The sequence below is a fragment of the Massilia sp. Se16.2.3 genome, from assembly GCF_014171595.1.
Taxonomy (GTDB): Bacteria; Pseudomonadota; Gammaproteobacteria; order Burkholderiales; family Burkholderiaceae_D; genus Telluria.
Map to the genome: position 1 here is coordinate 5,063,294 of NZ_CP050451.1, position 25,614 is coordinate 5,088,907.

23 protein-coding genes, 1 tRNA gene and 1 pseudogene are annotated in these 25,614 nt (G+C 58.8%); 10 read left to right on the forward strand and 15 right to left on the reverse strand.

Features of this window, described 5'->3' with window-relative positions:
- Positions 1-456 carry a peptidylprolyl isomerase gene (locus tag G4G31_RS23230; RefSeq protein WP_182989579.1) on the reverse strand — a complete coding sequence of 152 codons (456 nt, stop codon included), beginning with the start codon at positions 454-456 and terminating at the stop codon, positions 1-3.
- 243 nt (positions 457-699) lie between these two features.
- Here G4G31_RS23230 and G4G31_RS23235 point away from each other — a divergent pair, with 243 nt between their 5' ends.
- From G4G31_RS23235 to G4G31_RS23255, 5 genes are all read left to right on the forward strand, one after another.
- Positions 700-1,176, forward strand: coding sequence for an RDD family protein (locus tag G4G31_RS23235; protein WP_182989580.1), 477 nt, complete (start codon positions 700-702; stop codon positions 1,174-1,176).
- A gap of 114 nt (positions 1,177-1,290) precedes the next feature.
- The gene (gene radC / locus G4G31_RS23240; protein WP_182989581.1) at positions 1,291-1,962 is read left to right on the forward strand and encodes a DNA repair protein RadC; all 672 of its coding nucleotides are present in this window, start codon (positions 1,291-1,293) and stop codon (positions 1,960-1,962) included.
- 173 nt (positions 1,963-2,135) lie between these two features.
- Positions 2,136-2,372, forward strand: coding sequence for a 50S ribosomal protein L28 (gene rpmB / locus G4G31_RS23245; RefSeq protein WP_005665737.1), 237 nt, complete (start codon positions 2,136-2,138; stop codon positions 2,370-2,372).
- A 10-nt stretch (positions 2,373-2,382) separates the two neighbouring features.
- A complete protein-coding gene (gene rpmG / locus G4G31_RS23250) occupies positions 2,383-2,553 on the forward strand; it encodes a 50S ribosomal protein L33 (protein ID WP_182991897.1) in 171 nt (56 codons plus the stop codon).
- A gap of 142 nt (positions 2,554-2,695) precedes the next feature.
- The gene (locus G4G31_RS23255; RefSeq protein WP_182989582.1) at positions 2,696-3,703 is read left to right on the forward strand and encodes a hypothetical protein; all 1,008 of its coding nucleotides are present in this window, start codon (positions 2,696-2,698) and stop codon (positions 3,701-3,703) included.
- 105 nt (positions 3,704-3,808) lie between these two features.
- Here the strand turns inward: G4G31_RS23255 and G4G31_RS23260 are convergent, their stop codons facing one another.
- The 5 genes from G4G31_RS23260 to G4G31_RS23280 form a co-directional block, all read right to left on the reverse strand.
- A complete protein-coding gene (locus G4G31_RS23260) occupies positions 3,809-5,017 on the reverse strand; it encodes a fatty acid desaturase (RefSeq protein WP_182989583.1) in 1,209 nt (402 codons plus the stop codon).
- A gap of 226 nt (positions 5,018-5,243) precedes the next feature.
- Positions 5,244-6,524 (reverse strand): mechanosensitive ion channel family protein, encoded by a 1,281-nt coding sequence (locus tag G4G31_RS23265; RefSeq protein WP_182991898.1) that lies wholly within the window; start codon positions 6,522-6,524, stop codon positions 5,244-5,246.
- Between the two features lie 14 nt (positions 6,525-6,538).
- On the reverse strand, positions 6,539-7,840 hold the full coding sequence (locus G4G31_RS23270; RefSeq protein ID WP_182989584.1) for an RsmB/NOP family class I SAM-dependent RNA methyltransferase: 1,302 nt from the start codon (positions 7,838-7,840) through the stop codon (positions 6,539-6,541).
- 15 nt (positions 7,841-7,855) lie between these two features.
- Entirely contained in the window at positions 7,856-8,500 is a 645-nt protein-coding gene (gene purN, locus G4G31_RS23275) for a phosphoribosylglycinamide formyltransferase (RefSeq protein WP_182989585.1), read from the reverse strand.
- Positions 8,501-8,578: 78 nt separating this feature from the next.
- Entirely contained in the window at positions 8,579-8,977 is a 399-nt protein-coding gene (locus G4G31_RS23280) for a barstar family protein (protein WP_182991899.1), read from the reverse strand.
- 510 nt (positions 8,978-9,487) lie between these two features.
- Between G4G31_RS23280 and G4G31_RS23285 the strand changes: the two genes are divergently transcribed.
- The 4 genes from G4G31_RS23285 to G4G31_RS23300 all read left to right on the forward strand — a co-directional run bounded on the left by G4G31_RS23285 (position 9,488) and on the right by G4G31_RS23300 (position 12,774).
- Positions 9,488-9,859, forward strand: a complete 372-nt coding sequence (locus tag G4G31_RS23285; RefSeq protein ID WP_308621891.1) for a glycine zipper 2TM domain-containing protein — start codon at positions 9,488-9,490, stop codon at positions 9,857-9,859.
- A 110-nt stretch (positions 9,860-9,969) separates the two neighbouring features.
- Positions 9,970-10,776: a spermidine synthase gene (locus G4G31_RS23290; RefSeq protein ID WP_182989586.1), complete on the forward strand. Its 807-nt coding sequence runs from the start codon at positions 9,970-9,972 to the stop codon at positions 10,774-10,776.
- 24 nt (positions 10,777-10,800) lie between these two features.
- Positions 10,801-12,627 (forward strand): GspE/PulE family protein, encoded by a 1,827-nt coding sequence (locus G4G31_RS23295; RefSeq protein ID WP_182989587.1) that lies wholly within the window; start codon positions 10,801-10,803, stop codon positions 12,625-12,627.
- Between the two features lie 71 nt (positions 12,628-12,698).
- A tRNA-Lys gene (locus tag G4G31_RS23300) sits at positions 12,699-12,774 on the forward strand.
- Between the two features lie 61 nt (positions 12,775-12,835).
- Here G4G31_RS23300 and G4G31_RS23305 read toward each other — a convergent pair.
- The 9 genes and pseudogenes from G4G31_RS23305 to G4G31_RS23345 form a co-directional block, all read right to left on the reverse strand.
- Positions 12,836-14,827 carry a DUF2235 domain-containing protein gene (locus tag G4G31_RS23305; protein ID WP_210283921.1) on the reverse strand — a complete coding sequence of 664 codons (1,992 nt, stop codon included), beginning with the start codon at positions 14,825-14,827 and terminating at the stop codon, positions 12,836-12,838.
- Positions 14,828-14,834: 7 nt separating this feature from the next.
- A complete protein-coding gene (locus G4G31_RS23310) occupies positions 14,835-15,407 on the reverse strand; it encodes a DUF3304 domain-containing protein (protein ID WP_182989589.1) in 573 nt (190 codons plus the stop codon).
- 329 nt (positions 15,408-15,736) lie between these two features.
- A complete protein-coding gene (locus G4G31_RS23315; protein ID WP_182989590.1) occupies positions 15,737-15,988 on the reverse strand; it encodes a hypothetical protein in 252 nt (83 codons plus the stop codon).
- Between the two features lie 61 nt (positions 15,989-16,049).
- Positions 16,050-16,931: a DUF4123 domain-containing protein gene (locus G4G31_RS23320; RefSeq protein ID WP_182989591.1), complete on the reverse strand. Its 882-nt coding sequence runs from the start codon at positions 16,929-16,931 to the stop codon at positions 16,050-16,052.
- Complete coding sequence (locus G4G31_RS23325) at positions 16,928-18,193, reverse strand: type VI secretion system Vgr family protein (protein WP_182991900.1); 1,266 nt, start codon at positions 18,191-18,193, stop codon at positions 16,928-16,930. The genes G4G31_RS23320 and G4G31_RS23325 overlap by 4 nt, the downstream gene beginning before the upstream one ends.
- A gap of 214 nt (positions 18,194-18,407) precedes the next feature.
- Entirely contained in the window at positions 18,408-20,375 is a 1,968-nt protein-coding gene (locus tag G4G31_RS23330; RefSeq protein WP_182989592.1) for a DUF2235 domain-containing protein, read from the reverse strand.
- Positions 20,335-20,853, reverse strand: coding sequence for a DUF3304 domain-containing protein (locus G4G31_RS23335; RefSeq protein ID WP_182989593.1), 519 nt, complete (start codon positions 20,851-20,853; stop codon positions 20,335-20,337). The genes G4G31_RS23330 and G4G31_RS23335 overlap by 41 nt, the downstream gene beginning before the upstream one ends.
- 202 nt (positions 20,854-21,055) lie before the next feature.
- Entirely contained in the window at positions 21,056-21,934 is an 879-nt protein-coding gene (locus G4G31_RS23340; RefSeq protein WP_182989594.1) for a DUF4123 domain-containing protein, read from the reverse strand.
- Positions 21,931-24,794, reverse strand: a pseudogene (locus G4G31_RS23345) (type VI secretion system Vgr family protein). The gene G4G31_RS23340 and the pseudogene G4G31_RS23345 overlap by 4 nt, the downstream one beginning before the upstream one ends.
- Here G4G31_RS23345 and G4G31_RS23350 point away from each other — a divergent pair.
- Positions 24,736-25,539, forward strand: coding sequence for a hypothetical protein (locus tag G4G31_RS23350; RefSeq protein ID WP_229425211.1), 804 nt, complete (start codon positions 24,736-24,738; stop codon positions 25,537-25,539). The pseudogene G4G31_RS23345 and the gene G4G31_RS23350 sit on opposite strands and share 59 nt — an antisense overlap.
- Positions 25,540-25,614: the final 75 nt, after the last annotated feature.

The following is a 25,614-nucleotide window of genomic DNA, read 5'->3' on the forward strand; positions in this document are numbered from 1 at the left end:
TTACAGGACTGAAATCAGTTTGACTTCGAATTGCAGGGTCTGGCCGGCCAGCGGATGGTTGAAGTCGAACAATGCGGCATCCTCGCGCATTTCGCGCAGCACGCCGGCAAAGCGGCCGCCGCCGGGCGCGGCGAAATCGACCAGGTCGCCTGCCTTGTAGTCGGCATCGGGCACCGAGTTTTCGTCCAGCGTGGCTTTCGATACCCACTGCAGCAATTCCGGATTGCGCTCACCGAAACCTTCAGCCGCGCTCAGGGTGAAGGTCTTGTGTTCGCCTTCCGCCATGCCGAGCAGGCGCTCTTCCAGGAAAGGCGCGAGCTGGCCTTGGCCCAGCATCAGCGTCGCCGGGTTGGTGCCGAAGGTGGTGACGATGTCCTTGCCATCGAAACCGGCAAGACGGTAATGCAGGGTCAGGTAGGCCGATTCGGTGACGACGGCGGGGGAAGCAGTGGACATGTTCTGGCGTTCTTTGTTGAAACAGGCAAACCGCTATTGTAAGCCACCGCTGCCGTTCCCGTTTGCGGGCGCCGCTTTTTTTGGCAGCGCGAACGGCCCGACGCATCGCCCGCGCCATCGTTGTCGCATTGGCGCATCATCAGTCTTTCTACCGTGTGACATTGCGAGTTTGATTTCCCAAGTGAAACAATGCTATCGTCATCCTCCGTGTAAAAATGCAGTCACCTTTTTGAGGAGCATGTCGTGGATCGACAGGAAGCAGAGCTGGAATACGTGGGTTTCTGGTGGCGCGTCTGGGCCTCGCTCATCGACACGGTATTCGTTCTCCTGATTACGGTTCCGCCGATGATGGCCGTGTACGGCGCCAACTACTGGGACGCCGGGGACCAGCTCGTGCGCGGCCCGGCCGAATTCTTCTTCTCGTATGTGCTTCCCGCGGTGCTCTTCATCGTCCTGTGGCGCAAGCTGGGCGCGACGCCGGGCAAGATGGCGATCGGCGCCACGATCGTCGACGCGCGCACCGGCGCCGCGCCCAGCCTGACCCAGTGTATCGTCCGCTACGTCGGCTATTACGTGTCCTTGATTGGTCTTTTCATCGGCTACTTCTGGGTCGGCATCGATTCGCGCAAACAGGGGTGGCACGACAAGATGGCCGGCACCGTCGTCGTGCGCCGCCGCGGCGGCGGAACCAGACCGGTGCAGTTCGAACAAAAGCGCTGAACGCGCCGCCCCGCAGCGCTGCTGCGCACGTGTCGAATCGATCAGTACACGCCTGCGGCCGCCGCTGAATAATGCGGAGTCCGGCATGGGCTGGCAACTTCGATACGGGGCGACATGGGCATCAATCACTGGCCGGAGCAGGACCGGCCGCGCGAACGGCTGGCGCGCGAAGGCGCGGCGGCGCTGTCGAACGCCGAGCTGCTGGCGATCTTCCTGCGCGTGGGCGTGCGCGGGCGCAGCGCCGTGGAACTCGGCAGCCACATGCTCGACCACTTCGGCTCGCTGCAGCGCCTGCTGCATGCGACGCCGCAGGAGTTTTCAGAAGTGAACGGCCTGGGACCGGCGAAATATGCGCAGTTGCAGGCGGTGATGGAATTGTCGCGCCGCGCCATCGGCGAAGAATTCTTCCGACAGTCGCTGTGCTCGCCGGATGTGGTCAAGGCTTACCTGCGCGCCAAGTTCGGCCTGCAAACCTATGAATCCTTCGTCGTGCTGTTCGTCGACGTCAAGAACCGCCTGATCGATGTCCAGGAAATGTTTCGCGGCACCCTCACCCATGCCAGCGTCTATCCGCGCGAAGTCGTCGTGGCCGCGTTGCGGCGCAATGCCTCGGGCGTGCTGCTGGCGCACAACCACCCTTCGGGCGTGGCCGAACCGAGCGATGCCGACCTGGCGCTCACACAGGCGCTGCGCGAAGCGCTGGCGCTCGTCGACATTCGCGTGCTCGACCATTTTGTGGTGGCGGGAACACAGGTGCACTCGTTTGCCGAGCACGGGCAATTGTGATGCTGCCCGGGGTTAACTGCGTGAAAACAAGCCTTTAGCACCGATTGTACAATTGTGACTTTTATCCACATGAGCAGGACACAATTGTTTTTCGCAAGTGATTGATTCAGCGATGGTTTTCACGCTATACTCTCGTTTTTCCGAATTCGGAACTTATTCTTAAGGAGTGCGCTATGGCACGTGTCTGCCAAGTTACTGGCAAGGGAGTGATGGTTGGCAACAACGTCTCCCACGCAAACAACAAAACGAAACGCCGTTTCCTGCCTAACCTGCAGAACCGTCGCATCTACGTCGAATCCGAAAACCGTTGGGTCTCGCTGCGTTTGTCGAACGCCGGCCTGCGCGTCATCGACAAGCTGGGCATCGACGCCGTTCTGGCCGACATGCGCGCTCGTGGCGAAAAAGTCTAATTAGGGAGCTATCATGGCAAAAACTGGCCGCGACAAAATCAAGCTGGAATCGACCGCAGGTACCGGTCACTTCTACACCACCACCAAGAACAAGCGCACGATGCCGGCGAAGATGGAAATCATCAAGTTCGACCCGAAAGCTCGCAAGCACGTTCCGTACAAGGAAACCAAGATCAAGTAATCGATCCTGGAGCTGTACAAGAAAAGCCGCCCATGCAAATGTGCGGCTTTTTTGTATTGACGATCGTGTTGTGACAATCGGTGCATTTTTTACAAGCACCGTCGCGTATAGTGGCGGGGTTCCGAACGAGACGATTGTTCCCATGTATCGCCGCACCACCGTTTTACATCGCCCCGTCTTCGCCGCCCTGCTGTTCTGGGCCGCCGCAGCAACCGCCGAACCGGGTCCCGCTTATCCGAACACGGGCAGCTTCGGTGTTCCGTTCGAGACGAGCGAAGACTGGTATCGGGAGTGCATGCGCGTCGCGCAGGTGCAAACGCCACCGGTTCCGCCGGCGCAGGCCCAGCCGGCAAGCTGCAAGGCGACTGACCTCTACTATTCGAAACTCGACCAGGCGCAGACCTCCGACGCCGAGTGGCGCCAGGTGCGTGCCTGCGCCCAGGCCAGCGGCGACGACGCCGTCCTGATGATGTTGTATGCGAACGGCCTCGGCCAGCCGCGCGACCTCGACCGCGCCATCTTCCATGCCTGCCGCCTCGATACCGCCAAGGCCGAAATGGAGGCGCGGGTCGGCTACCTCGCCTCGGGCGCAGCCAATGCCGACGGCCAACCCTTCGACCTGTGCGACCACATCACCAGCGGCTACATGGGATCGGTCTGCGCCGGCCTCGGCGAAACGCGCAGCGAACGGTCGCGCGCGCTGCGCCTGGATCGCTTTGCTGCCACGCTGCCGGCGCGCGCCCGGCTTCCCTTCTCCCAGCTGCGCAAGGCGGCCGAGGCTTTTGCCCGGCAGTCGGCCTCCGAAGTCGACCTGAGCGGCACGGGCGGCGCCGGTTTTGCCATCGGCCGCGCCTCGCGCCGGCGCGACGAATTCGTGCAGGCCGTGTTCGACGCGGCCGCGGGCGAGATACCCCGTGCGACGCCGGCGCAACTGGCGCAGCTCGACCGTCAGTTGAACCTGCGCTACCGCAAGCTGATGGGCGGCGCATCGGATGCGGGGGCGACCATGCCCGCTTCAAGGGCAGCACCGTCACCCGCGCCGACGTGCGCATTACCGAACGCGCCTGGCTGGCCTACCGCGACGCCTGGGCGCCCTTCCCGGCGGCGGGCGCGACCCGTACCGACCTGGTCTCGATCCAGGCGCTGCTGACGCGCCAGCGGATCGCCCAGCTCGGCAAGCTCTGACGGCACGTCCAGAAACGAAAAAGGCTCCCCGAAGGGAGCCTTTTTCGTTTCCACCGCCGTGCGGCGAAGGTCAGGCGTAGCTGCGCAGGCGCAGCGAGAACTCCTGCAGCGACTTGATGCCCGACGCCTCGGCACGTGCGCACCAGTCCTGCAATTGCTGCAGCAGCTGGTCGCGCGTCGAATGCGAGCGTTCCCAGATCGCGGCCAGTTCCACGCGCATCTGGTGCATCGTTTCCAGTGCCTTGCTGTGCTTGAACAGCTCGATCAATTGCTGCTTTTGCGACAGTTCCAGCTTGGCCGGCTCGCGCTGCAGCAGCTTGCGCGAGGTTTTCAGGAAACGCTTCTCCAGCGCAGCCTGCGTTTTCAGGTGCTCGAGCTCTTCGCGGAAAGCGACCTTGACCGACTTCGCATACTTCGCCATCACGTCGTACCGGTTGGCGATGACCGATTGCAGGGTGTCGAGGTCGGCAACCTGCTTGTTCTTGGCGAACTTCGGCTCCGGCGCCACTTTCTTCACCTTGGCCAGGCCCAGCATTTCCAGGGCGCGGATATAGGCCCAGCCGATATCGAATTCGTACCACTTGCTCGACAGCTTGGCCGAGGTGGCGAAGGTGTGGTGGTTGTTGTGCAGTTCTTCGCCACCGATCAGGATACCGAACGGGAAGACGTTGGTGGCCGCATCGCTGCACTCGTAGTTGCGGTAGCCCCAGTAGTGGCCCAGGCCGTTGATGATGCCGGCCGCGGTAATCGGGATCCACAGCATCTGGATCGCCCAGATGGTGACGCCGATGACACCGAACAGCACAAAATTGATCACCAGCAGCGAAGCGACGCCCAGCATGCTGTACTTGGTGTACAGGTTGCGCTCGATCCAGTCGTCCGGCGTGCCGTGGCCATACTTGGCCAGGGTTTCCTGGTTCTTGCTCTCGGCGCGATAGAGCTCAGCGCCTTCGAGCAGCACTTTCTTGATGCCGCGGGTGACCGGGCTGTGGGGGTCTTCCTCGGTATCGCATTTGGCGTGGTGCTTGCGGTGGATCGCTGCCCATTCCTTGGTCACCTGACCCGTCGTCAGCCACAGCCAGAAGCGGAAAAAGTGGCTCGGGATGGCATGCAGTTCCAGCGCGCGGTGCGCCTGGTGGCGGTGCAGGTAGATGGTGACGCTGGCGATGGTGATGTGGGTGACCACCAGCGTGTAGAGCACGACTTCCCAACCGGACAGGCCGATCAGGCCGGTATTCAGAAATTCCAGGACGGAATGCAGGATGTTGCTAAAGCTCATTAAGGCTCCAAAAGAAAAACAGTCTGAGGCACGCCGACTTTCTGCGAGAGGGTCGCCCAGGCATGCAGCGCGAAACGCGCACACCACGACGATATTCTACGCACTTTCTCATGACGCACAGCACGATACCCGCAGGTAAATTGCGCCAGAGCTCAAAATGTGCGACACGAAGTTGCACGATATGCATGGAAAGCGCGTGACAACGCCTCAACAGCTTGAAGCGTCATCAAGCGCGCTCAACTTGCGGCATCGGTGGTGGCAGTCCCAGGCGGATCGTGCCGTCGCGCACCAGCGCATAGATATTCTTGTTCACGGCCGAGATCACGCTGCCGCTGCCCTTCTCCGCGTCGACGATCGAAAAGCCGAGTTCGAGCTCGTAGCCGGTGGGGCCGAAGGCGTTCAGTTGCACTGACGGCGCCGGATCCGCGACCACGCGCTCGACACCGTCGGCCTGGCGCAGCAGGGAATCCATCACCTCGTTCAGGTCGCTGTCGTACGCCACGGTGACTTTCGTGCTCAGGCGCACGGCCTTGTTGGTGGCCGCCTGGTTCAGCACGACGCCGGTGATCAGCATTTCGTTCGGCAATAAGGTTTGCGTACCGTCGAGCGCTTGCAGCACCGTGGTGCGCGTATTGATGCGTGCCACGCGGCCCGAATACTTGTCGACCGTGATCGGGTCGCCGATCGACAGGCTGCGTTCCAGCAGGATGATGAAGCCGGACACATAGTTGCTGGCAATGCGCTGCATGCCCAGACCGAGACCGACGCCGAGGGCGCCGCCGAAGACGGACAGGATGGTCAGGTCCAGGCCGACCAGGTTCAGGCTCACCAGCACCGACACCAGGATCAGGAGCGCGTTTGCCATACGTGCGAGCACCACGCGCGACGAAGTATGGAGGCTTTCCAGTCCCATCAGGCGCTCTTCGAGTGCGGCACCGGCCCACAGGGACACCATCATCAACACGACAACCGAGGCAATGGCCTGCAAAATGTCGAGTAAGGAGATTTGCTTGTTCTTCCCCAGCGTCACCACGTGCAGGTCGAGGAACTTGATGACGTCCGGCCACATGCCGGTGAGATACAGCGCAACGGCCACCCACACCACCAGCGCCAGGATCTTCTCGAAGGTCTGCAAGGCAGGACCCAGCTGCCCGTGGCGCGCAAACACGCGCCGCAGCATGTAGAAGACGATGCGGATCACCGCCATCGAAGTAAACAGCGGCAGCGCCACGCGCAGCAGGTGCACGCTTTGATGCTCCTGAAGAGCGAGCTTGGCGCTCCAGACCAGGCCGGCAATCAGGAGCGGCGCCAACACCCGGCCGAAGCCTTCGACGCCAAGGCGGCGAATGGCGTTCTGGCTGTCGTCCTCGTGCAGCCAGCTGCGCCGGATGAAGCGCGCCAGCAACAGGCCGACGAGGACCGCGCCGACGATGGCCAATGCCTGCCACAGGATGCGCGGATTGCTGATGTCCTCGAGCAAATCCTGCAACAGGTCGGTCAACGGCATCGCCGGCGCGGCCTTCACGCTTCGTCGGCCTCGTCAGCCGCCTTGGCAGCCTTCGCCGCCATTGGCTTACGCTCGAGCACGGCGGCAAAGAAGCCGTCGGTACCGTGCCTGTGCGGCATCAGCTTGAGGTATTTGTCCATGTCCAGGTCGATCTTTTGCTCAGCCAGGACTTTGCTCATCGGCACCAGTTCGAAATCCGGGTGCGATGCCAGGAATTGCTCGACGATGAAGTCGTTCTCTTCGTTCAGCAGCGAGCAGGTGGCATACACCAGGCGGCCGCCGCCCTTGAGCAGGCGCGCGGCGCCGTCGAGGATCGATGCCTGCTTTTCCTGCATCTCGCCCACGGCGCTCGGCTGCTGGCGCCATTTCACGTCCGGATTGCGGCGCAGCGTACCCAGGCCCGAGCATGGGGCGTCGACCAGCACGCGGTCGATCTTGCCGGCCAGGCGCTTGATCTTGGCATCGCGCTCGTGCGCGATCAGCACCGGGTGCACGTTCGACAGGCCGCTGCGGGCCAGGCGCGGTTTCAGTTTCGACAGGCGCTTTTCCGAGACGTCGAAGGCGTAGAGGCGACCGGTATTGCGCATCGTCGCGCCCAGGGCCAGGGTCTTGCCGCCGGCGCCGGCGCAGAAGTCGACCACCATCTCGCCACGGCGCGCGGCCACGATCTGGGCCAGCACCTGGCTGCCCTCGTCCTGGACCTCGATCGCACCATCCTTGAACAGGGGCAGGTTCTGCAGGGTCGGCTTCTTCCTGATGCGCAGGCCCAGCGGCGAATAAGGGGTCGGCTCGGCAAGGATAGGTGCCTCGGCCAGCGTGGCAATGACCTCGTCGCGATTGGCCTTGATCGAGTTGACGCGCAGGTCGAGCGGTGCCGGTGTGTTCAGCACGGCCGCCAGTTCCTTTGCTTCGGCCTCGCCATATTGGGCCACCAGCTTGTCGAACAGCCACTGCGGCATGTTCGCCTGCGCCAGTGGCGGCAGCAGCGCGCGGTCGATTTCCTTGATGCGGGTGAGGAACTCGGTCTCGTCCTCATGCAAGCCACTGAGCGATTCGATCCCGACGGTTTCCGCCAGTCCCATCAGGGCAAGACGGCGCATCGACGGCGTGCCGCCAGTACCGCCGAACTCGGTGAAGAAGGTCTTGTTGCGCAGTACCGCATACACGGCTTCGGCAACGACGCCGCGCTCGCGCGAACCGAGGCGCTGGTGATCCTTGAAGTAGCGCGACAGGGTGACGTCGGCTGGCGCTGTAAAGCGCAAGATCTCGCGCAATACCTCTTCGGTACTGCCGAGTATCGCTGGGGGCAATCTCATGTAAATCCTTGACTATTAAATACTGGTGGTTTCGGCGAGGGGCGTCGCGCGCTGTGTGTCGCTGACGATGACCTCGCCCTGTTCGATGCGCAGCCTGTCTTCGACGAACAGGCGCACGGCCATCGGGTAGAGCTTGTGTTCCTCGACCAGCACGCGTGCAGCCAGGCTGTCGGCCGTGTCGCCCGGCAGCACGGCGACCCGCGCCTGGGCGACGACCGGACCGTGGTCCAGCTCGGCGGTGACGAAGTGGACCGTGGCGCCATGCTCGCGCACGCCGGCCGCGAGGGCCTGCTCATGCGTGTCCAGCCCCGGGAAGGCCGGCAGCAGCGACGGGTGGATGTTGAGCATGCGGCCGGCGTAGTGCTCGACGAAGGGCGCCGTCAGGATGCGCATGAAGCCGGCCAGTACGACCAGGTCCGGTGCGAAACGGTCGATCTGGCGCTGCAGTGCGGCGTCGAACTCGGAACGGGTCGCAAACCCCTTGCTCGGCACGACAGCGGTCGCGATATCGCGGGCCTCGGCAAAGCCCAGGCCGGCCGCGTCAGGCCGATTGCTGATCACGGCCGCCACGCGCGCCGGCCATCCTTCCGCCTCCAGTGCGCGCACGATCGCTTCCATGTTGCTGCCGCGACCAGAAATGAGGATGACGATGTTTTTCATAGGGGGCATTGTACCGCATGCCCCTTCTGCAACCAGATAGGCTGGACCTGCGCGGAGGGGACTACGGTGAGCGCGAATCTATTCGAAAGAATAGAATACGCGGAACGGAACCTTCTTTTCGGCCCAGAATTCGGCGGCGTCGCGGAACACGTCGAGCAGGGTTTCGCGCGCTTCCTTGTCGAATTTCTGGGTATTCGGCAGCTGTTCGAGCACGACCAGGAAACCGGGCTGGGGACCTGCCTGATAAATCGTGTCGGTGAGGCAGGTGCGCAGTGCGTCGAAATTCTTGCTGCAGGGTTTAGGGAAGTAAAAGTTTTCGCCGATGCGGGCGCACACCTGTTGCTTGGTCAGCGTGTTGGCACAGTGGGCATACAGAAAATGGTGGCCCAGGCGCGCCGCCTCTTCCTGCAGTTCCGGCACACGATAGGCGCGAATGGACTGCACAAGATTGGACGGCACTCTCATCAACAAACTCATTTTTCCCTCAAGTCGACCTGGTGTGTGTATCGAAACGCCGGGGCCGCTCACCATGCATACCCGGGCGATAAGGCTGCTCTCCTAAATCGTTTCCACGCGCCAATAAACCCACATTTGTGTAAGGGTAACCTTTTTGTGGTAAGCGAAGCAACCCGAATGTGCGTTTCTGGCGGTATTTCGAAGAAACCTGCCGCTTTTTGGGTGTAAACAGGCCACATATGCCGCGTTTGGCATTCTGGCCATCGCGCGCCTGCCCGGCGTCGCCTGTTACAATTTGTTGCCACGAAGATTGATCAAACGGTCACTGGAGGATTAACATACATGTGTGCAGGAATACTCCTCCCATTCAGTGCCAACGACGAGGCCTAACATGAACATGCAAACCAGATTGATGCTTTCCGCCCTGGGCCTGTGCGCCCTGCCGCTCGCCGGGGCAGCCGAGTTCGAGGACTTCGGCCGTGTCGTGCGCGTCGAACCGCGCACCGAACAGATTCGCCAGCCGCGCCGGGAATGCCGCACCGAATACGTCCGGTGCCGGTGCAGCAGCAGCGCGGTGCCGGCGGCTCGGTGGTCGGCGGTATCGCCGGCGCCCTGCTCGGCAGCCAGGTCGGCGGCGGTAACGGCAAGGTCGCCGCCGCCGCGGCGGGCGCGATTGCCGGTGCCGTCGTCGGTGACCGCATCGAAAACAATGGTCGCCAGTACAACAACGGCGTGCAGGAACAGGCCGTGCGCCAGTGCCGCAATGTCGACTCGTTCGAGTCGCGCACGATCGGCTACGACGTGACTTACGAATACCGCGGCCAGAACTACACCTCGTTCATGAACCGCGACCCGGGCAACCGCATCCGCCTGCGCGTGTCGGTCGAGCCGGACCAGTATTAACAGGCGTTCCGGGAGCGCGAACGGGCATGCAGGCCGTTCGACGTTCCGACCCGTGCTTGCGCATGGGGAAGCCCTCCACCGATAATAGGGCGATTCAACCAGGTCGCCCTATGCTCATCAAACGCAAATCCATCGAACAAGCCGAATCCTCGCGCCGTCCCGCGCGCAAACCCAAGTTCGCGCCCGTGACCCTCTCCGAACAGGACGGCGTACGCTACCTGCACTTCGGTACCGAATGGGTGCAAGGCGCGATGCGCATTCGTAAGCCCGACTGGCCGGAACTGGAATACGCGCAGCAGATGATGGCCTGGATGCTGTTCCTGGAATCGCCGCGCCGCATCGTCCAGCTCGGCCTGGGCGCGGCCACGCTGACCAAGTACTGCTACCGCCAGTTTCCCGAGGCGCAGGTGAGCGCGGTGGAACTCAACCCTTCTGTGATTGCGATTTGCACCACCATGTTCAAGCTGCCGCCCGAGGATGAGCGCCTGAACGTGCTCGAGATGGATGCGCTCGACTTCGTCAACGACCCGGAGAACATCGGCGCCATCGACGTGCTGCAGTGCGACCTCTACGACGCCACCGCCAAGGGGCCGGTGCTCGACACGCCCGAGTTCTACGCCGCCTGCAACGCCTGCCTGACGGACGAGGGCGTCATGACGGTCAACCTGTTCGGCGACCACCCCAGCTTCAACAAGAACATCAAGGCGATGCGTTTCGCCTTCGACCACGTGATCTGCCTGCCGGAAGTCCATGATGGCAACGTGGTGGCGCTGTGCTTCAAGCGCAAACCCGAACTCGACAGCGGCGTGCTGGCGGCGCGTGCGGCGCAGATTGTTGCCGCCACCAAGCTGCCGGCCAAGTCCTGGGTCAAGGGTATCGAGGCCGCAGCCACTACCGCACGCACTACCTCGCGCTGAGCCGGCGCCTACCAGGAGGGACCCTTGAACGCCAACGCCCCACAGCCAGCCGCCCTCCCCGCGCGCACCGCGACCCGGCCGCGCCGTCTTGACTTGCAGACCATTTTCTCCTGGCTGCTGGCGGACGGCATCGTCGAGAAGGACAAGGTCAAGGCGCAGTTTGCCCAGGCCCAGGGCCTGCTCAAAAACGCCGTCGGCTCGATGCATCCGCTGACCGCCATCGCACAGTGCAAGCTGATATCGAACCAGCCGCCGCATCGCCTGCTGACCCTGGACGTCCTGTGCGAATGGTGCGCGGCCAAGGTCGGCCTGCCCTTCATTCGCATCGACCCCCTGAAGATCGACTTCACCAAGGTGGCGGACGTGATGTCGGCCAGTTATGCGGCGCGCTTCAATATCCTGCCGGTCGATATCGGCCCGGGCACGCTGACGGTGGCCACGGCCGACCCGTTCGCGCTCGAGTGGGAAAGCGAGATCGCCAAGGTGGCGCGGCGCCGCGTGGAACTGGTGCTGGCCAACCCGCTCGACATCGCGCAGTACATTTCGCAGTTCTTCAGCCTGGCCAAGTCGATCCGCGACGCCAACAAGAGCAATGCCCAGGACGTCGCCCTGCGCAACAACTTCGAGCAGCTGGTCGAACTGGGCAAGGCGAACAAGCAGTTCGACGCCAACGACCAGCACATCGTCAACATCGTCGACTGGCTGTGGGGCTACGCCTTCGAGCAACGGGCCTCGGACATCCACCTGGAACCGAAGCGCGAAGTCGCGGCCATTCGCTTCCGCATCGACGGCGTGCTGCACCAGGTCTACCAGGTACCTGCCGCCGTGATGCTGGCGATGACGGCGCGCATCAAGCTGCTGGGACGGATGGACGTCATCGAAAAGCGCCGCCCGCAGGATGGCCGCATCAAGACGCGCATGCAGAACGGCCAGGAAGTCGAACTGCGCCTGTCGACCATGCCGACCGCCTTCGGCGAAAAAATGGTGATGCGTATCTTCGACCCCGAAGTCGTGGTCAAGACGCTGCCCGAACTCGGCTTCCCGCCGCTCGACGCCCAGCGCTGGGACGCGCTGACAAACAAGCCGCACGGCATCATCCTTGTCACCGGACCGACCGGCTCCGGCAAGACGACGACGCTGTACACGACGCTCAAGGCGCTGGCGACGAGCGAGGTGAATGTGTGCACGGTGGAAGACCCGATCGAGATGGTCGAGGCCTCGTTCAACCAGATGCAGGTGCAGCCGGGTATCGACCTGTCGTTTGCCGACGGCGTACGCGCGCTGATGCGCCAGGACCCGGACATCATCATGGTCGGCGAGATCCGCGACCTGGCCACGGCCGAAATGGCGATCCAGGCCGCCCTCACGGGCCACCTGGTGCTGTCGACCCTGCACACGAATGACGCGCCTGCCGCCATCATGCGCTTGCTGGAACTGGGCGTACCGGACTACCTGCTGGAAGCGACGCTGATCGGCGTGATGGCCCAGCGCCTGGTGCGCACGCTGTGCCCGGACTGCAAGGCGCCGGACGGCGAACTGGCGGACGATGTCTGGGAGGGTCTTGGCGGCGCCTGGAAGTTGCCGAAACCGGCGCCGGTGTATCGCCCGATCGGCTGCCCTGAATGCCGCCAGACCGGCTACCGCGGCCGCACGGGCTTGTACGAGCTGCTGACGGTAACGGAGCAGTTCACCCACCTGATCGGCAACTCCGCCGACCTGGCCGCCCTGCGCCAGCAAAGCGTCGCCGACGGCATGACGCCGCTGCGCATCGCCGGGGCGATGAAGATCATCGAGGGGGTGACGACGGCGGAGGAAGTATTGAAGGTAACGGCGGCCTTGTCTGCCGGTTGAGACCCGCCCTACGTGTTCGCGTGTTGGCACTAGCGCAAACCTGAATGGCCGGCTATAATGCTGCCTCTTTCGGGTCGTTAGCTCAGCTGGTAGAGCAGCGGACTTTTAATCCGTTGGTCGCAGGTTCGAATCCCGCACGGCCTACCACGAATTTAGCAGCAACAATGAAGGCGTTACGAGTGATCGTGACGCCTTTTTTGTTTTTGGCCTATGCCAATGCTTCTGACCAGTCCGCATTCGACTGTTCACTCGACTTGTTTGTATCCAGACGTGCGTACTTAAGTTTCACGTCCCCGCCGATGTAGACTACCCTGGGGTCAGATGGTAACGTTGCATCCTTGCCAAATCCAGAAAGCGAATCGTGAATACAGTTGTCAAATAGCCAAAGTATTTTTTCATCTCGCAGACCTCGCCCTTTATCGAACTCGTTTTCGAACGCATCTAGCAAAAATTTATAGTGGGGCCGTAGAGCATCCCGATTACGCGGTTTTTCACTTGTTTTCTTTCCGCTCAACTTGTCACGAATGCGGCGGACATCTATCAAAAGCTGCTGATCATAAAACGCCATTAATTCATTGGATCTTTCCATGTTCGGCAGCGCATCTAAGCGAGCCTTGGAGCGTAAATATTGATCCCGCTTAAAATTATACTCTTGCCTAGCATTTTGCAATTGCAGATCAGTTCTATTTTGCGCCGAATCACCTTCGTCACCGCCACGAGAAATCGAAGCTTGAATTTCACGAAGCTCCATCAAGTTACTCAACGCGATTTGTGCATCTGTACTTTTTTTTGAGAGGATGTTTACCTCTTTTGACTTTACCTCCTTAATATTTTGAAACTTTTCATCAGCTGATCTTATCCGGCTCATCATACCCACATCGCCTTCGAGCCGTTTCCGGATGGCATAAAAACGCCATGCGTAATACATCGCCATGTGTCGATTTATACCTTCTCCCAGTGTGGAGAAAGACCCAATGGCTTTAACGTAGTGATTATAAGCATCGCCAACTTTAGCATCAAGATTGAAATCCGATCTGGTTCTTTCGCTCTTTTCTAGAGACATTGGAACACCGCTTTTTAGGGCAAAGTTGTACATGTGCTGTAACGCGATTAGGCACAAATTCTGCGATGGCCGGCTTGCTCGAGCACCCTCACCTGGGGTATAGCCGCCGCCCACATCTGAGTGCACTCCTGGATAGATGATCTCGTGAAAATGAGCCACTTCAGGAATTCCAGTTGATGAAGAAAAACGAATACTATCAAGAGGAAAGGAATTTCTATATTCGTGCGCAGCAACTAGATGCCTTACTTCCTCTACCGTTTCGTGGATGTGTAATCGAGCGCCCCACTCAGTATGACCTGCATACTTTCCCGGGGCGGGGTCTGCTCCAGCTTCGCCAGCCCTTGAAAACGCCAATGTTTCCGGACGTGTATTTTCGTAATCATCCAGACGTTCTGCGATCATGCCGGGCACATCCGATCTAACCGAATCGTATATTCCGGTATTATTGGTGCTCATTGGAAGTCCTACTGACGCAACGGTATCGAATAAACCAGCAAATCTGAATCGCACAGGCCAATTACCCTGGCGCAGCCTCCATTTCTCACTCTCTAAACGGCAATAGCGTTTCATAAGCAAGTTGAGGAATGCACGCGCAAGTGCAGCACCACGGCTAAAACCAAAGACAGCGATGTTTATCTCTTTTATCGCATTTCCGGGTGCCTTCGCTAAAGCAAGTGGACGACGAAGGAATCCTTCAAATTCACGAGCAGCAAATTCCAGCCTTGCTTCGCCCATCGCACCAAACGCATTGCCAGAAGTACTACCACCGTCATCACCAATCTCTCGGAAATAGGTACCTACCCCCGGAATGTAAACCGAGCTTATCCCCTCATCTATATTCGTCTCTTTGTGAGCCCGATACAAACGAGCAATGTTGCTATGTTTCAGTAACTCTAGGTCCGCGTCTCGGTTATTCCCAGTGCCATCAAAGAAGAACGAAAACCAGATAACCTGCTTACAACTTGCCGCATCGCCACGTTGTGCTCCAGCGGTTTTTACTGCCGCGGCAACATTCCCGGCCTTAACGCCCGTCGAGGTGTTCCCACTCGGCTCTACTGCGATTTCACGGCTTTGATCCACAGCGTTTCGCAGTGCACTCCCAGTTGCTTTTAAGGCTGGCGTTTTCGCGTCGCCCACGACACCGCTATTCTGGCTTGACGTCATTTTTGCACCTTGGGAAACGGGAGTCGTCGAGTCGGCTTTTAAGCAATTGCAATTTCGGCCTCGAAATAGCTGATGTCAGCATTGCTTTTACTTCACCACTCGGGTAAAAATGCGTCTCCAAATACTCCGGCCCGCCTGACGCCAAGTCTTCTAGCGGCACAAGTCTTTCTTTATAAAAGTAATGCACAACCTCATCGGTAGCGTCAGTATAATCGTCTTTTATAAGATAAACGCATCCGCCAGCCTGCCATCGAATATGTACCTGCATGGGCACTGTCGCGTTCCGCAGTATACGAACACAACATGCGGTACCACTTCCCCCACTGGACGGCGAGCTCAATCGAATATACCCTCCACCCGCGCCGTCGACTGTGTAGCTCTCAATTTCCCTGTTTGTATAGTTGTAGCCTATGAGTCCTAGCGAAATATATCTCCCCTCATTGATGTGGTGCCTCTGCATAGTTGATGCCGAAACACAAGAAGAAATCACCATGGCGGCGATGAATGCGCCCCTACTTGGACGCTCTTGGAATAATTTCTTACGCATTTTCATTGGCGACTCGATATAGAATAGAATAGCTCGCCATTCAGTGTTCTGGCATGCAAATTAAGCGTCCGAGTTGTATTGCTGGATTTTTAAGCCAATATCGACTTTGTAATATGCAGTCGAGGGGGGGATGATAGCCAAAGGACTGCTTGCATGAAGTTCGCAGGCCTTTTTGCTGGTTTGCAGCCTTCCAGAAACTTGCAAGATTTCCAACTGCCGAAGCTCCTCCTGATGAGCTTGGCGTCTCTGCAGCGATGTGTCTTGCCTGGTTAGTCCCCGCTCGCAGACCCGACTCGGTCGCTTGCAACGCAGAGGCCTTGGTAATCCCCACCCGGTCATTGTTCTGGCTTTTCATCGTTTTCGGACCGTGGGAAGAAAGACTGATCAATGCGCTTCCGATCAAGCGCAAAATGTGGGTCGGAAAAGTTGTCCGTTGTTACCACATGTATCGAACTGTCTGGATAAAAACGTGTTTCGATATAGCTCGGGACGCTACTGTCGGCGCGCTTTACTTCGACTTCTGCCTCTTTATAGCCATAGGCCGACTTTTCTGCACACGCATGGCTCACCGTAAAGATCGGGAGCATAAGCAGTAGAAGGAAAGTCCGTAGACCTAAACGGAGGTAAGGCTTGCATTTCTTGCAGCACTCATGCTTCACTCCATGTCTCATCGAGGTCGAATTCTTCCAGCCTGTCGAGCAAGTCAGATTCGTCTTTCTTTAGCTCATCTATAAGACGAACGCCTTCCAAGCTCTTCATAAATTTTTCGCCCTGTGAAAGGCTTATGGTTGCGAAAACTGAGAGTTTGAAAACCGAACTGATCCCATGTTGTCGCGCCGTTTCAATAACGTTGCAGACAAAAGTAGATTGATCAGCCAAAGGCAACGTCGCGAGCAGCTTGGGCATGTTTCGGCGCAGCAGATCCAGTACTTGGTCGATCTCGCATGCTTCAAACAGCTTGAATTCTTGCTCTTCGCCCAATACGAGGGGAGCGCTGAAGTCATCTATTGCATCGAAGACGGTGACGACACTCGCCAGCTTTCCAGTACGGTCGACATAGCGCCAGCAATCTGCCGGGCTGAAAAATGTCCTGGCCTGCGCGGCGGGGAGAATTGTTAGTAGGCTTTCCAATACGCGCGGATCGAAAAAGCGCAGCATCGCCTCCATGTTTTCCGAAAGGCGTATATCGAGGCGCGCTGCCAACCTGTCGCGCAGCGTTGTCATACCCAAGGGCGAGGTTAATATCACGACAGCGGACGAGTAGGTACCGTGCTCCCGTATCCAGCTGAACAGCGAGCGCGGCACCTGTAACTCGCCTTCGCTACCGGCCAATACGAGAATAGGAGCGACTTGAAGCGCGTTGGCTTCCCGGCTGCAATCGAACAGACTCGCCCACTGAGCGGAACTTCTTGTGAGCTGGCGGTGCAAACCAGGCAAAGCGGCGTGATCAAGCAGGAAGTACAGGTTCGCGTCCGGATGGGCCGCTGCGATCTCTTGAGCAAGCGCGCGAAAATCGATAGAAGTGCTCATTGAGACCTCAGGACAAAAGGTGAGCCGGCTTTGCGTGCCTTCAACAGGCACTCGACACAAATACTCGTCGGTAGCGCCGGAAGCGGATAGTCCAACTTCGCAGGTCCGACAAAACTCTTCTTCCCCGCATGCACCTTGATCTTCCCAGGACACTGCACCGTAATATTCCCTCCTTCGATCGTGATATTCGCCCCACCCGCAGTCGACAAACTGATCCGCTTAGCCGCCGCCCAATCGACGTGCGCATTCGCGCTGATGACATCGACGGAATCACGCGCCTGCACTCTGAGTTCATCGGCCTGCGCCTGGATATCGACCGCGTCCTTGGCCGTGATGACCTGCAGCCCGACACCGCCCTCGCCCGCTTTCACCGCTCCGCCGAGCACGCCAATCGCCTGGCCCGAGTGAACGCGTATCTGCCCACCTGTGACGAACTGCGTATCCTGGCCGCTCATCAAGCTCACGGTCTCGCCATTAGCCAGTTGCAGACTTTGCCCGGCATTCGCGCCGAAGCCGTCTTTCGCGGCAATGGCGATCAGTGGATCGGTGAAGTGCGGCAGCTTGCCGTCGCCGGCTGTGTTCTTGGCGGCGGCATCACCGAACGCAGCGTCGACACTGTTTGAACCGACCATGCCCGACAGGCCCGTCAGCATCGCCTTCAAAGGCGCAGCCTTGTCATCGAGCAGGCTGGCATTGGCTTTGGCGGCGCCAGCATGGGCGGCCAAAGTGACGGTCTGGTGCGTCCTCGCGGCCGTGCTGAGGCTGTCGGCCAGCCTGGCGGCCTGCGCCAGCATCGCGGCTGCGCCGGCAGCTTCGCCCGCGGCATCGCGCGCGTCTGCACTGTGCTGGATGCGGTAGCTCGACACCAGCAGGCAGGCGCCGGCGCGCACTGCGCCGCAGGCATCCGTACGTAACTCCGCGCCGACGCCGCGGAAGCTGCCGCGGTAGTTGTCGGCGGCATGGATCAGGTGGCCCAGGTTCAGCTCGGTAGCCCCATGGGTGCTTTTGAGCTGGACACGTCCTTGCCCATCCGTGTCGTCGAACAGCAGCTGGTTGTAGCCCGATCCGCCGAACTCTTTGCTGCGCAGGCCCCACTGGGCGGCTCCGTTGCGGTGGCCGACGCTGTCGCCCGATGCGCCATGCCTGACCGGGCTGTTGCCGCCTGCGAGATTGCCCAGGCTTGAAGCGGCATGGTAGTTGACGGACGCAAAGTCGTGCCTGCCCTCGTCCCCGCTAACATTTCCCTCCGGCGTAGGCGCGATCCCCGCTTACTCCATTTGTCGCAGGATCGAATCCCGCACGGCCTACCACGAATTTGGCAGCAGCAATGAAGGCGTTACGAGCGATAGTGACGCCCCTTCTTTGTTGAACTATAGTCCCGCAAATTTGCTCGCCGGAAGAGGCTTTCACAGAGCTGCCAAGACATGAGAGCGACTAACACGTCTGCAGTGCATCAAACTTTTGAGCCACAAGATACTACTGCTCGCGCCGCTGGCGCTTCTGATTACTGCTGGCTGTCAGAGCGAAATTATCGGCTGCAATTTTTTCCTTTAGCATAGCGTCCCCTCTATTACCCCAATAAACTCGGCGGAATTTTACGAGCCCAATTCCGTTGATGAGGAATTCATTAACGTTATCGAAAGCCAAACCGGCCATAGAATCATGGACCCAATAGTCAAAGAACTTGACGATGCTGCCATTCTGTGGGACATCTTTAATAGTCTTCACTACGTTTAGCACATCGCGCTCTGGTGTTTCAGCATCATGCAAAAATGGGTAGTTATTGCTTGACAACCACTTGCGCCAGTCATCCAATTTCTTAGTTATATTATCAATAACTCTGTCGCAATCTGGCTTCGTAAATGAATCCTGGATAGCTAAGATGCGCTTAGCCATAAGCCATGCAAATCGCTGACTGGGGAACGAAGTGTACTTCATGATTTGGTCTTGATAAGGCTGAGCCAGATAACTATCAACACTGGAGCCGCTTTGCTTGCTATGCTCCATCGTCTCAACAACAGCAGCGAGAACAGCAACGAAATGTTCTTGTGTATCCTGTAAATGGACACGCTCTGCTGACGTCTTTCTAAAGAACTCCCGGGTGCGGTACTCCCCCGCTTGTGGGTGACTGTAAGGATCTCGTCTGCCTTGATACCGGTATGTAAAATAAGCTCCCATGTGTGCGCGCATCATTGCCTCCACGGGTCCCTCCTGGATCCCCGCACTCTGCATATAACTCTTAAATGCCGCGAGAGCATTTTCTGATGGAGCAAGCTCGTTCCGCGTCTTAGGGTCGAGTTCAGTAAATGAGAGGAACGGCACGCCGGCAGCCAATGCTGCACAATACATTTCGAATCCGGCAATGCGTGCTAGTGCATCTGTCTTACCTTGCGCATTACTTGAGTAACCGCCACCAACGTCGGAGTGCGCGCCTGGATAAACGTATTCCTTTACATTAGGAGGATATTTTCCCTCAACTCGAACTGAATCCAATGGAAACGTAGCCCTTACCTCGTGAGCAGCAACAATATGCAAGCAACTTTCCACATTGGGATGAATTTGCATGTTGTCGCTGGCCCAAGATTGCCGACCTTCTGATCCAAGCACACCTGTAGCAAAAGCACCAGCTATACCCACCGATGCAACAGTGTCGAAGATGCCCAAAAAATCCAGGCGCAAGGGTATACCGGCTAGTGTATAACCCCCACCATCGCTCTTACATATTTCATGTAACCAATTCACAAATGCACGAGCCTCTGCAGCGCCTCGCGAAAAGCCAAAAACTGACACGTTGATTTGCTCAGGATACGGTTTGTTCCTATTGCGAGACGAAACCATAGCTTCGAGGCGCTTGGCCCAAAATGTGCCAAATACGTGATTTCGATGAACTGCGGTAGATCCTACGCCACCGGTGCCGTTCGCGATCCGTCCGGCTTGGTCAGCCGGAATGATTTCGCTGTCGGAAACGAAGTCACTTACGGCATTGAATATGCGAGTAATTCCCCAAATTAAGCGAGGTTCACCATTCCATGACATACCAGTCCCAAGCGTACCTCCGTTATCGCCAATTTCCGGGAACGCAGTACCGACGCCTGGCACATAAAATCGGTAATATCGCGTCGTTCCACGCTGCTGTCCGTCTGGGTAAGTGTGAAACAGTCGCACAACGTTGCTGTGTTTATGTTTTCCTGGTTCACCTTTGACTGAAACATAATCCACCTCACGATTATTCCCTGTACCGTCAAAAAATATCCCAACAAAAATTTGGCCGCTGCAGGCTGTAGGGGACGTTTTTGAACTAAGGGTCGCAAGTGCCTTTGCACGCCTCATATTTTCACGCGCAGACAAGGGACGCAACGTTGATCGTGTTTCGTTTACGCTCGGACTGTGAGCAAAATCGATATTAGCAGTCAACAGTTCCTCCACCATGCCGAGCAGTTTCACGCATGTCTTCTTTAGTTGTAAATGGCTGCCATGGAGCCAGCTCAGCAGCGCTCAATGGATAGAACGGATGTTCCGGAGAGCAAGGAGAAACGATCATCCTTACTTTATGACCATTGTAAAAGTGTACCTGCAGAGAACCGGCAGACCGGTAATGTGGGATCTCGATCTCCATCGTTTTATTTGCGGGTAATGGATGTGACGCATTTTCCTTTTGATCATATTCCCACGACACATTCGCTTTCAAACCGGGCCTCCATGCCTTTGGTAAGGTAACGCAACAGGTTTCCCCGCCACCGGATTCGGGTCGAATATTAGGCCCGCTTACTCCATTTACAGAAAAAATATGGATTGACAAATCTTTCATGTGATTGTAGCCGCGCAAGCTAGTCGGCGACGTTGCTTCTGAGCAGGCTGATGTCATAGCAACACATATAGCTGTCGTCATAATATAGTAGAGGAATATTTTAGATATTTTCATCTCAATAATACCCGCATTGACAATTTTCGACCTTCGAACCCGTCGCCCCGCTGATAGTAACAACTGGGCTCGCCAATACTTTCATTTGGTTATAGCATCGCAAAATAACTTCAGTTATTGAATCGGCGCACGCCCATCATCACAGACACGCAAAATTATCGACCGGATGATGCGCAGGCACGTTTTTGTTAGTTTCTTCATCTCAGACAATCCCCGCATCAACAATCGCATCCCCTAAAGACTTGGTAGGCCACGCACGTTCCTGAAGAAGCAACTCAAGCTTTTTGTCAAAGTTACTTCTACCCGCAGTAAGGTATGCCGCCACAGCTAGCGCAAGAACATCGGCGCCGTCGTTTACCTTACATCTTTTTGCCAATTCACAAGCACCTTTAATCATGCGATATCGCTCCGAAGCCAAACTATGCGGCGGCAAGATATCGCACATGGATTCTGCAATTAAATTCATCAGCGCATCAGGATGCGATGCATCGAGAAACTCCTCGAGCTGTTCTTTTTTGATCGATGCTTTTTCTTGACCGTAGTGCAGTTCAGGAATATCACACGTTACAGAACGGCCTGACCTGTCGAAATACATCCAAACGGACACAGGACCGCAAAACGTCGCCCATTGATATGGGGTCAGCACGTGCGGCAAATACGATAAAACCCTTGTGTCTGCGAAACGCAACAGCATCTCGTGGGCGTCTATGACGGATACCATGTGCATTGCACGCCATCTTGTGTTGATTTCATCTAAGCTTTCCGTTGCACCAATGAAGCTAAGCATCGGTCGGCCTTGACAGTGTCTAATCAAGCCAGTGATTTTTGCACGAAGGTCGTCGCCGGAAGAAAGAGCGTATAGGCATGGCGCAGCGGCTTTCAAACCCTCTAATTCAGGAAAATCGTAACAATTGATGGCTGGTCGGAAATTCAGTCCCGTTGTGTGCTGACCGTAGTCGAATGCGGTATCAATCAATGCCGCCCAGTTCAACTGCGGCATTCCAGTTATAGTTTTAATTATTTCGTCAACGCTGCGAACGACGGGGACTTCATCGACAGAATGATAAATAGAGTTTTTCATGAAGAGACCATTGCAAGGGGCGAACCAGAACGTAAGGCCTTGAGCATGCACTCAATACAGACTGGCTCACTCGATGGCATTTTTGGTAGCGGGTAATTTGACGACACAGGGCCGCTAAAACTCTTCTTCCCCGCATGCACCTTGATCTTCCCCGGACACTGCACCGTAATATTCCCGCCCTCGATCGTGATATTCGCCCCGCCCGCGGTCGATAAGCTGATCCGCTTAGCCGCCGCCCAATCGATATGCGCGTTTGCACTGATGACATCGACGGAATCACGCGCCTGCACTTTCAATTCATCCGCCTGCGCCTGGATATCGACGGCGTCCTTGGCCGTGATCACCTGCAGCCCGACACCGCCCTCGCCCGCTTTCACCGCTCCGCCGAGCACGCCAATCGCCTGGCCCGAGTGAACGCGTATCTGCCCACCTGTGACGAACTGCGTATCCTGGCCGCTCATCAAGCTCACGGTCTCGCCATTAGCCAGTTGCAGACTTTGCCCGGCATTCGCGCCGAAGCCGTCTTTCGCGGCAATGGCGATCAGTGGATCGGCGAAGTGCGGCAGCTTGCCGTCGCCGGCTGTGTTCTTGGCGGCGGCATCACCGAACGCAGCGTCGACACTGTTTGAACCGACCAGGCCCGACAGGGCCGTCAGCATCGCCTTCAAGGGCGCAGCCTTGTCATCGAGCAGGCTGGCATTGGCTTTGGCGGCGCCAGAATGGGACGCCAACGCCACCGTCTGGTGCGTCCGCGCGGCCGCGCTGAAGCTGTCGGCCAGCCTGGCCGCCTGTGCCAGCATCTCCGCCGCGCCGGCAGCTTCGCCGGCGGCATCGCGCGCGTCTGCGCCGTGCTGGATGCGGTAGCTCGACACCAGCAGGCCGGCGCCGGCGCGCACTGCGCCGCAGGCATCCGTACGCAGCTCCACGCCGACGCCGCGGAAGCTGCCGCGGTAGTTGTCGGCGGCATGGATCAGGTGGCCCAGGTTCAGCTCGGTAGCCCCATGGGTGCATTTGAGCTGGACACGTCCTGCCCATCGGTGTCGTCGAACAGCAGCTGGTTGTAGCCCGATCCGCCGAGCTCTTTGCTACGCAGGCCCCACTGGGCGGCGGCGTTGCGGTGGCCGGCGTTGTCGCCCGATGCGCCGTGCCAGGCCGGGCTGTTGCCGCCTGCGAGATTGCCCTGGCCTGAGGCGACATGGTCGTTGGCGGAGGCGAAAACATCCGCCCCCTTGTCACCGCGCACCCTTCCGCCCGGCGTCGGGGCGATTCCCCCTTCGCCCTGGCCGTTGTACAAGGCACCGACGACAATTGGACGATCGATGTCGTTCTCAAGAAATTGCACCAGTACTTCCTGGCCGATGCGCGGCAGGAATTGTGCGCCCATCCCGCCGCCGGCCGATCGCTGCGCCACGCGTACCCAGCAGCTGGCACGGGTGTTCTCCTGCCAGTGAAAGCGGATGCGCACGCGGTCGAGGCGGTCGCAGTAGAGCTCGTCGGCGCCGTTCGGGCTGTCGTTACCGTCGGCGCCGATCACGATGGCGCTCTGCGCACCACGGGCCGTCGGTTTTGCGCCTGCACTGCCCTCGCCTGCCCGCTCGGGACGCCAGGGCATCTCCGCCGGTACCGCGTCGAAACAATTGGCGTAGCCGCTTTCACGCGCGTGGGCGATCACGAGTGCCAGCTCGTCGGAGACAGCGCCTGCCATCTCTTCCAACAGCTCCGGGATCGGCCCGAACAGCTCAGAGAGCGCCTGTTGCGCCTGTGGTGGCAGGTTGTTGACGCCGACACTGGTCACGCGCGATACCATCAATACCGGCGCCTCGCCCCACTGGCGCACCGGTACGCCCGTGACCGTGATCCGGGTACCGGCCCGCAGGGTGCGCACGCTCGAGCGGCCGTGCCAGACCTGGGCGCGCGCCTCGATCGCCTGCATCCGCAAGTCGGCATGGCGCTGCGCCTGTTCGCGGTTGGCGTAGGCATATTGGCCATCGGTGTCATACGATTCCAGATAGGGGATCTTGCCGCCCGTTTGCACCCGTGAGGGCGAACTTGCGGCGATCACTTGCCGGGCCTTGTAGTCGACACTCAGAACCGTCGTGAGCGAAGCGTGCAGGCGCCGCGCCAGCGTCAGCGACTGCACCGCGTCCTGGCGCTCGACCGCGCCGACGCGGTGAAAGCGGATGCCCCCGTCCTGCGCGCTGGTCGCGTCCTCCGGCATGGCGCGCGGATGGCTGCTGTCAGCGAAGAAAACAGCGCAGGACCCCTCTTCGCCATCGGCATCCTCGAAGCGCCAGGCCAGCCCCTCCTCGGCCAATAAGCGGCGGATGAAGTCGAGGTCGGATTCGCGGTATTGGCAGCAATAGCTGCGCGGCACTGCATCGCGCATGAAAGCGACAGCGTCGTCGCTCCAGCGCCATGTCGCCAGCGGCAGGTAGGCGCCGAGCACCTCGTCGACGATTTCGATGACGGACCTGTCTTGCCATACGCGGCTGTTGCGCACTTGGCCGAGCCGCCACAACCAGGGGCGCAGACGCAGGCGGTAGCGGGCGAAGCCGCCGTCGCTGCCCAGCATTGCGACCTCGGCGACGTCACCGTGAAAATAGTAGCGCGTGCCGTCGGCCAAGCTGATCGCCAAAGCGGCAGCGTGTCCCAGCAGGCCCGCGATGTCGATATGCGCACTGGTCGACAGCACGATCACGTCGCGCGCGCCGGTAACTTGCAAGGCATCGGTGGCGACAAACGCCTCGACCAGCAATGCTTCCGTACCGAAGCCATCGCCCATATGCAACTCATACAACCTGGTGCTGCTGGAAAACGCCGCCAGCGCGGTCGCGACTTGCTGCGTCAGCGAGATGCTCATGGATGGTAGTGCTCCGGGGTGGTGGCCTGCGATTGATCAGCCGTCTGAAAATCTCGGGATTACCGTTGCGCGCAACGAAAAATTGTCACGATACAAGCAGTCCTACTGGGAAATTTTGCGAAAAATCAATACGGGAACCCCTGTCCACGGAGCGCAACAGCATCAGCTGAACGCTGCATTTTTGACAACGATGCTAGAGTTCCCACAAACACGCTCTGAAGGTCTTTCCGTGAAATACCTGCAAAAAATCGGCTCCATTGGCTACGTCCTGGTGGCCCTGCTGTTCTTTGTCTGCGGCTTCTCGCTGATCGTGCTGGCCGCGATGGAAATCTGGTCGGCATTGCATCCGGGCGATGGCAAGTCGATCCAGGACCGCTTCCGGCTCGTCCTCGAATGCGTGGGCCTCCTGACGATCGCGGTGGCCGCGCTCGAGCTGGGCCAGACGGTGCTGGAGGAAGAGGTGCAGCGCGCCGTGCACGTCAGTTCGCCGACACGGCTGCGGCGCTTCCTGTCGCGCTTCATGATCGTGGTCGTGGTCTCGCTCGGCGTCGAGTGCCTGGTCGGCGTCTTCCAGTTCCTGCATACGAAGCCGGAACTGCTGCCGCATGTGGCGTCGATCGGGGTGGCGGCAGCCATTCTGCTGGCGAGCTGGGGCGTCTTCGTGCGCATGAACGTCGAGGCCGAAAAGCTCGAACCGGAAGCCATGCGTGAGGCGCAGGCGGAAGACCGGCATGTCGAGACCTGATTCCATCCGTTACGGAATCGCTTATTAAACAGCTTGTTTACGAAGTCCTTGGACTTTCGCAAGAGTCCGGCTATA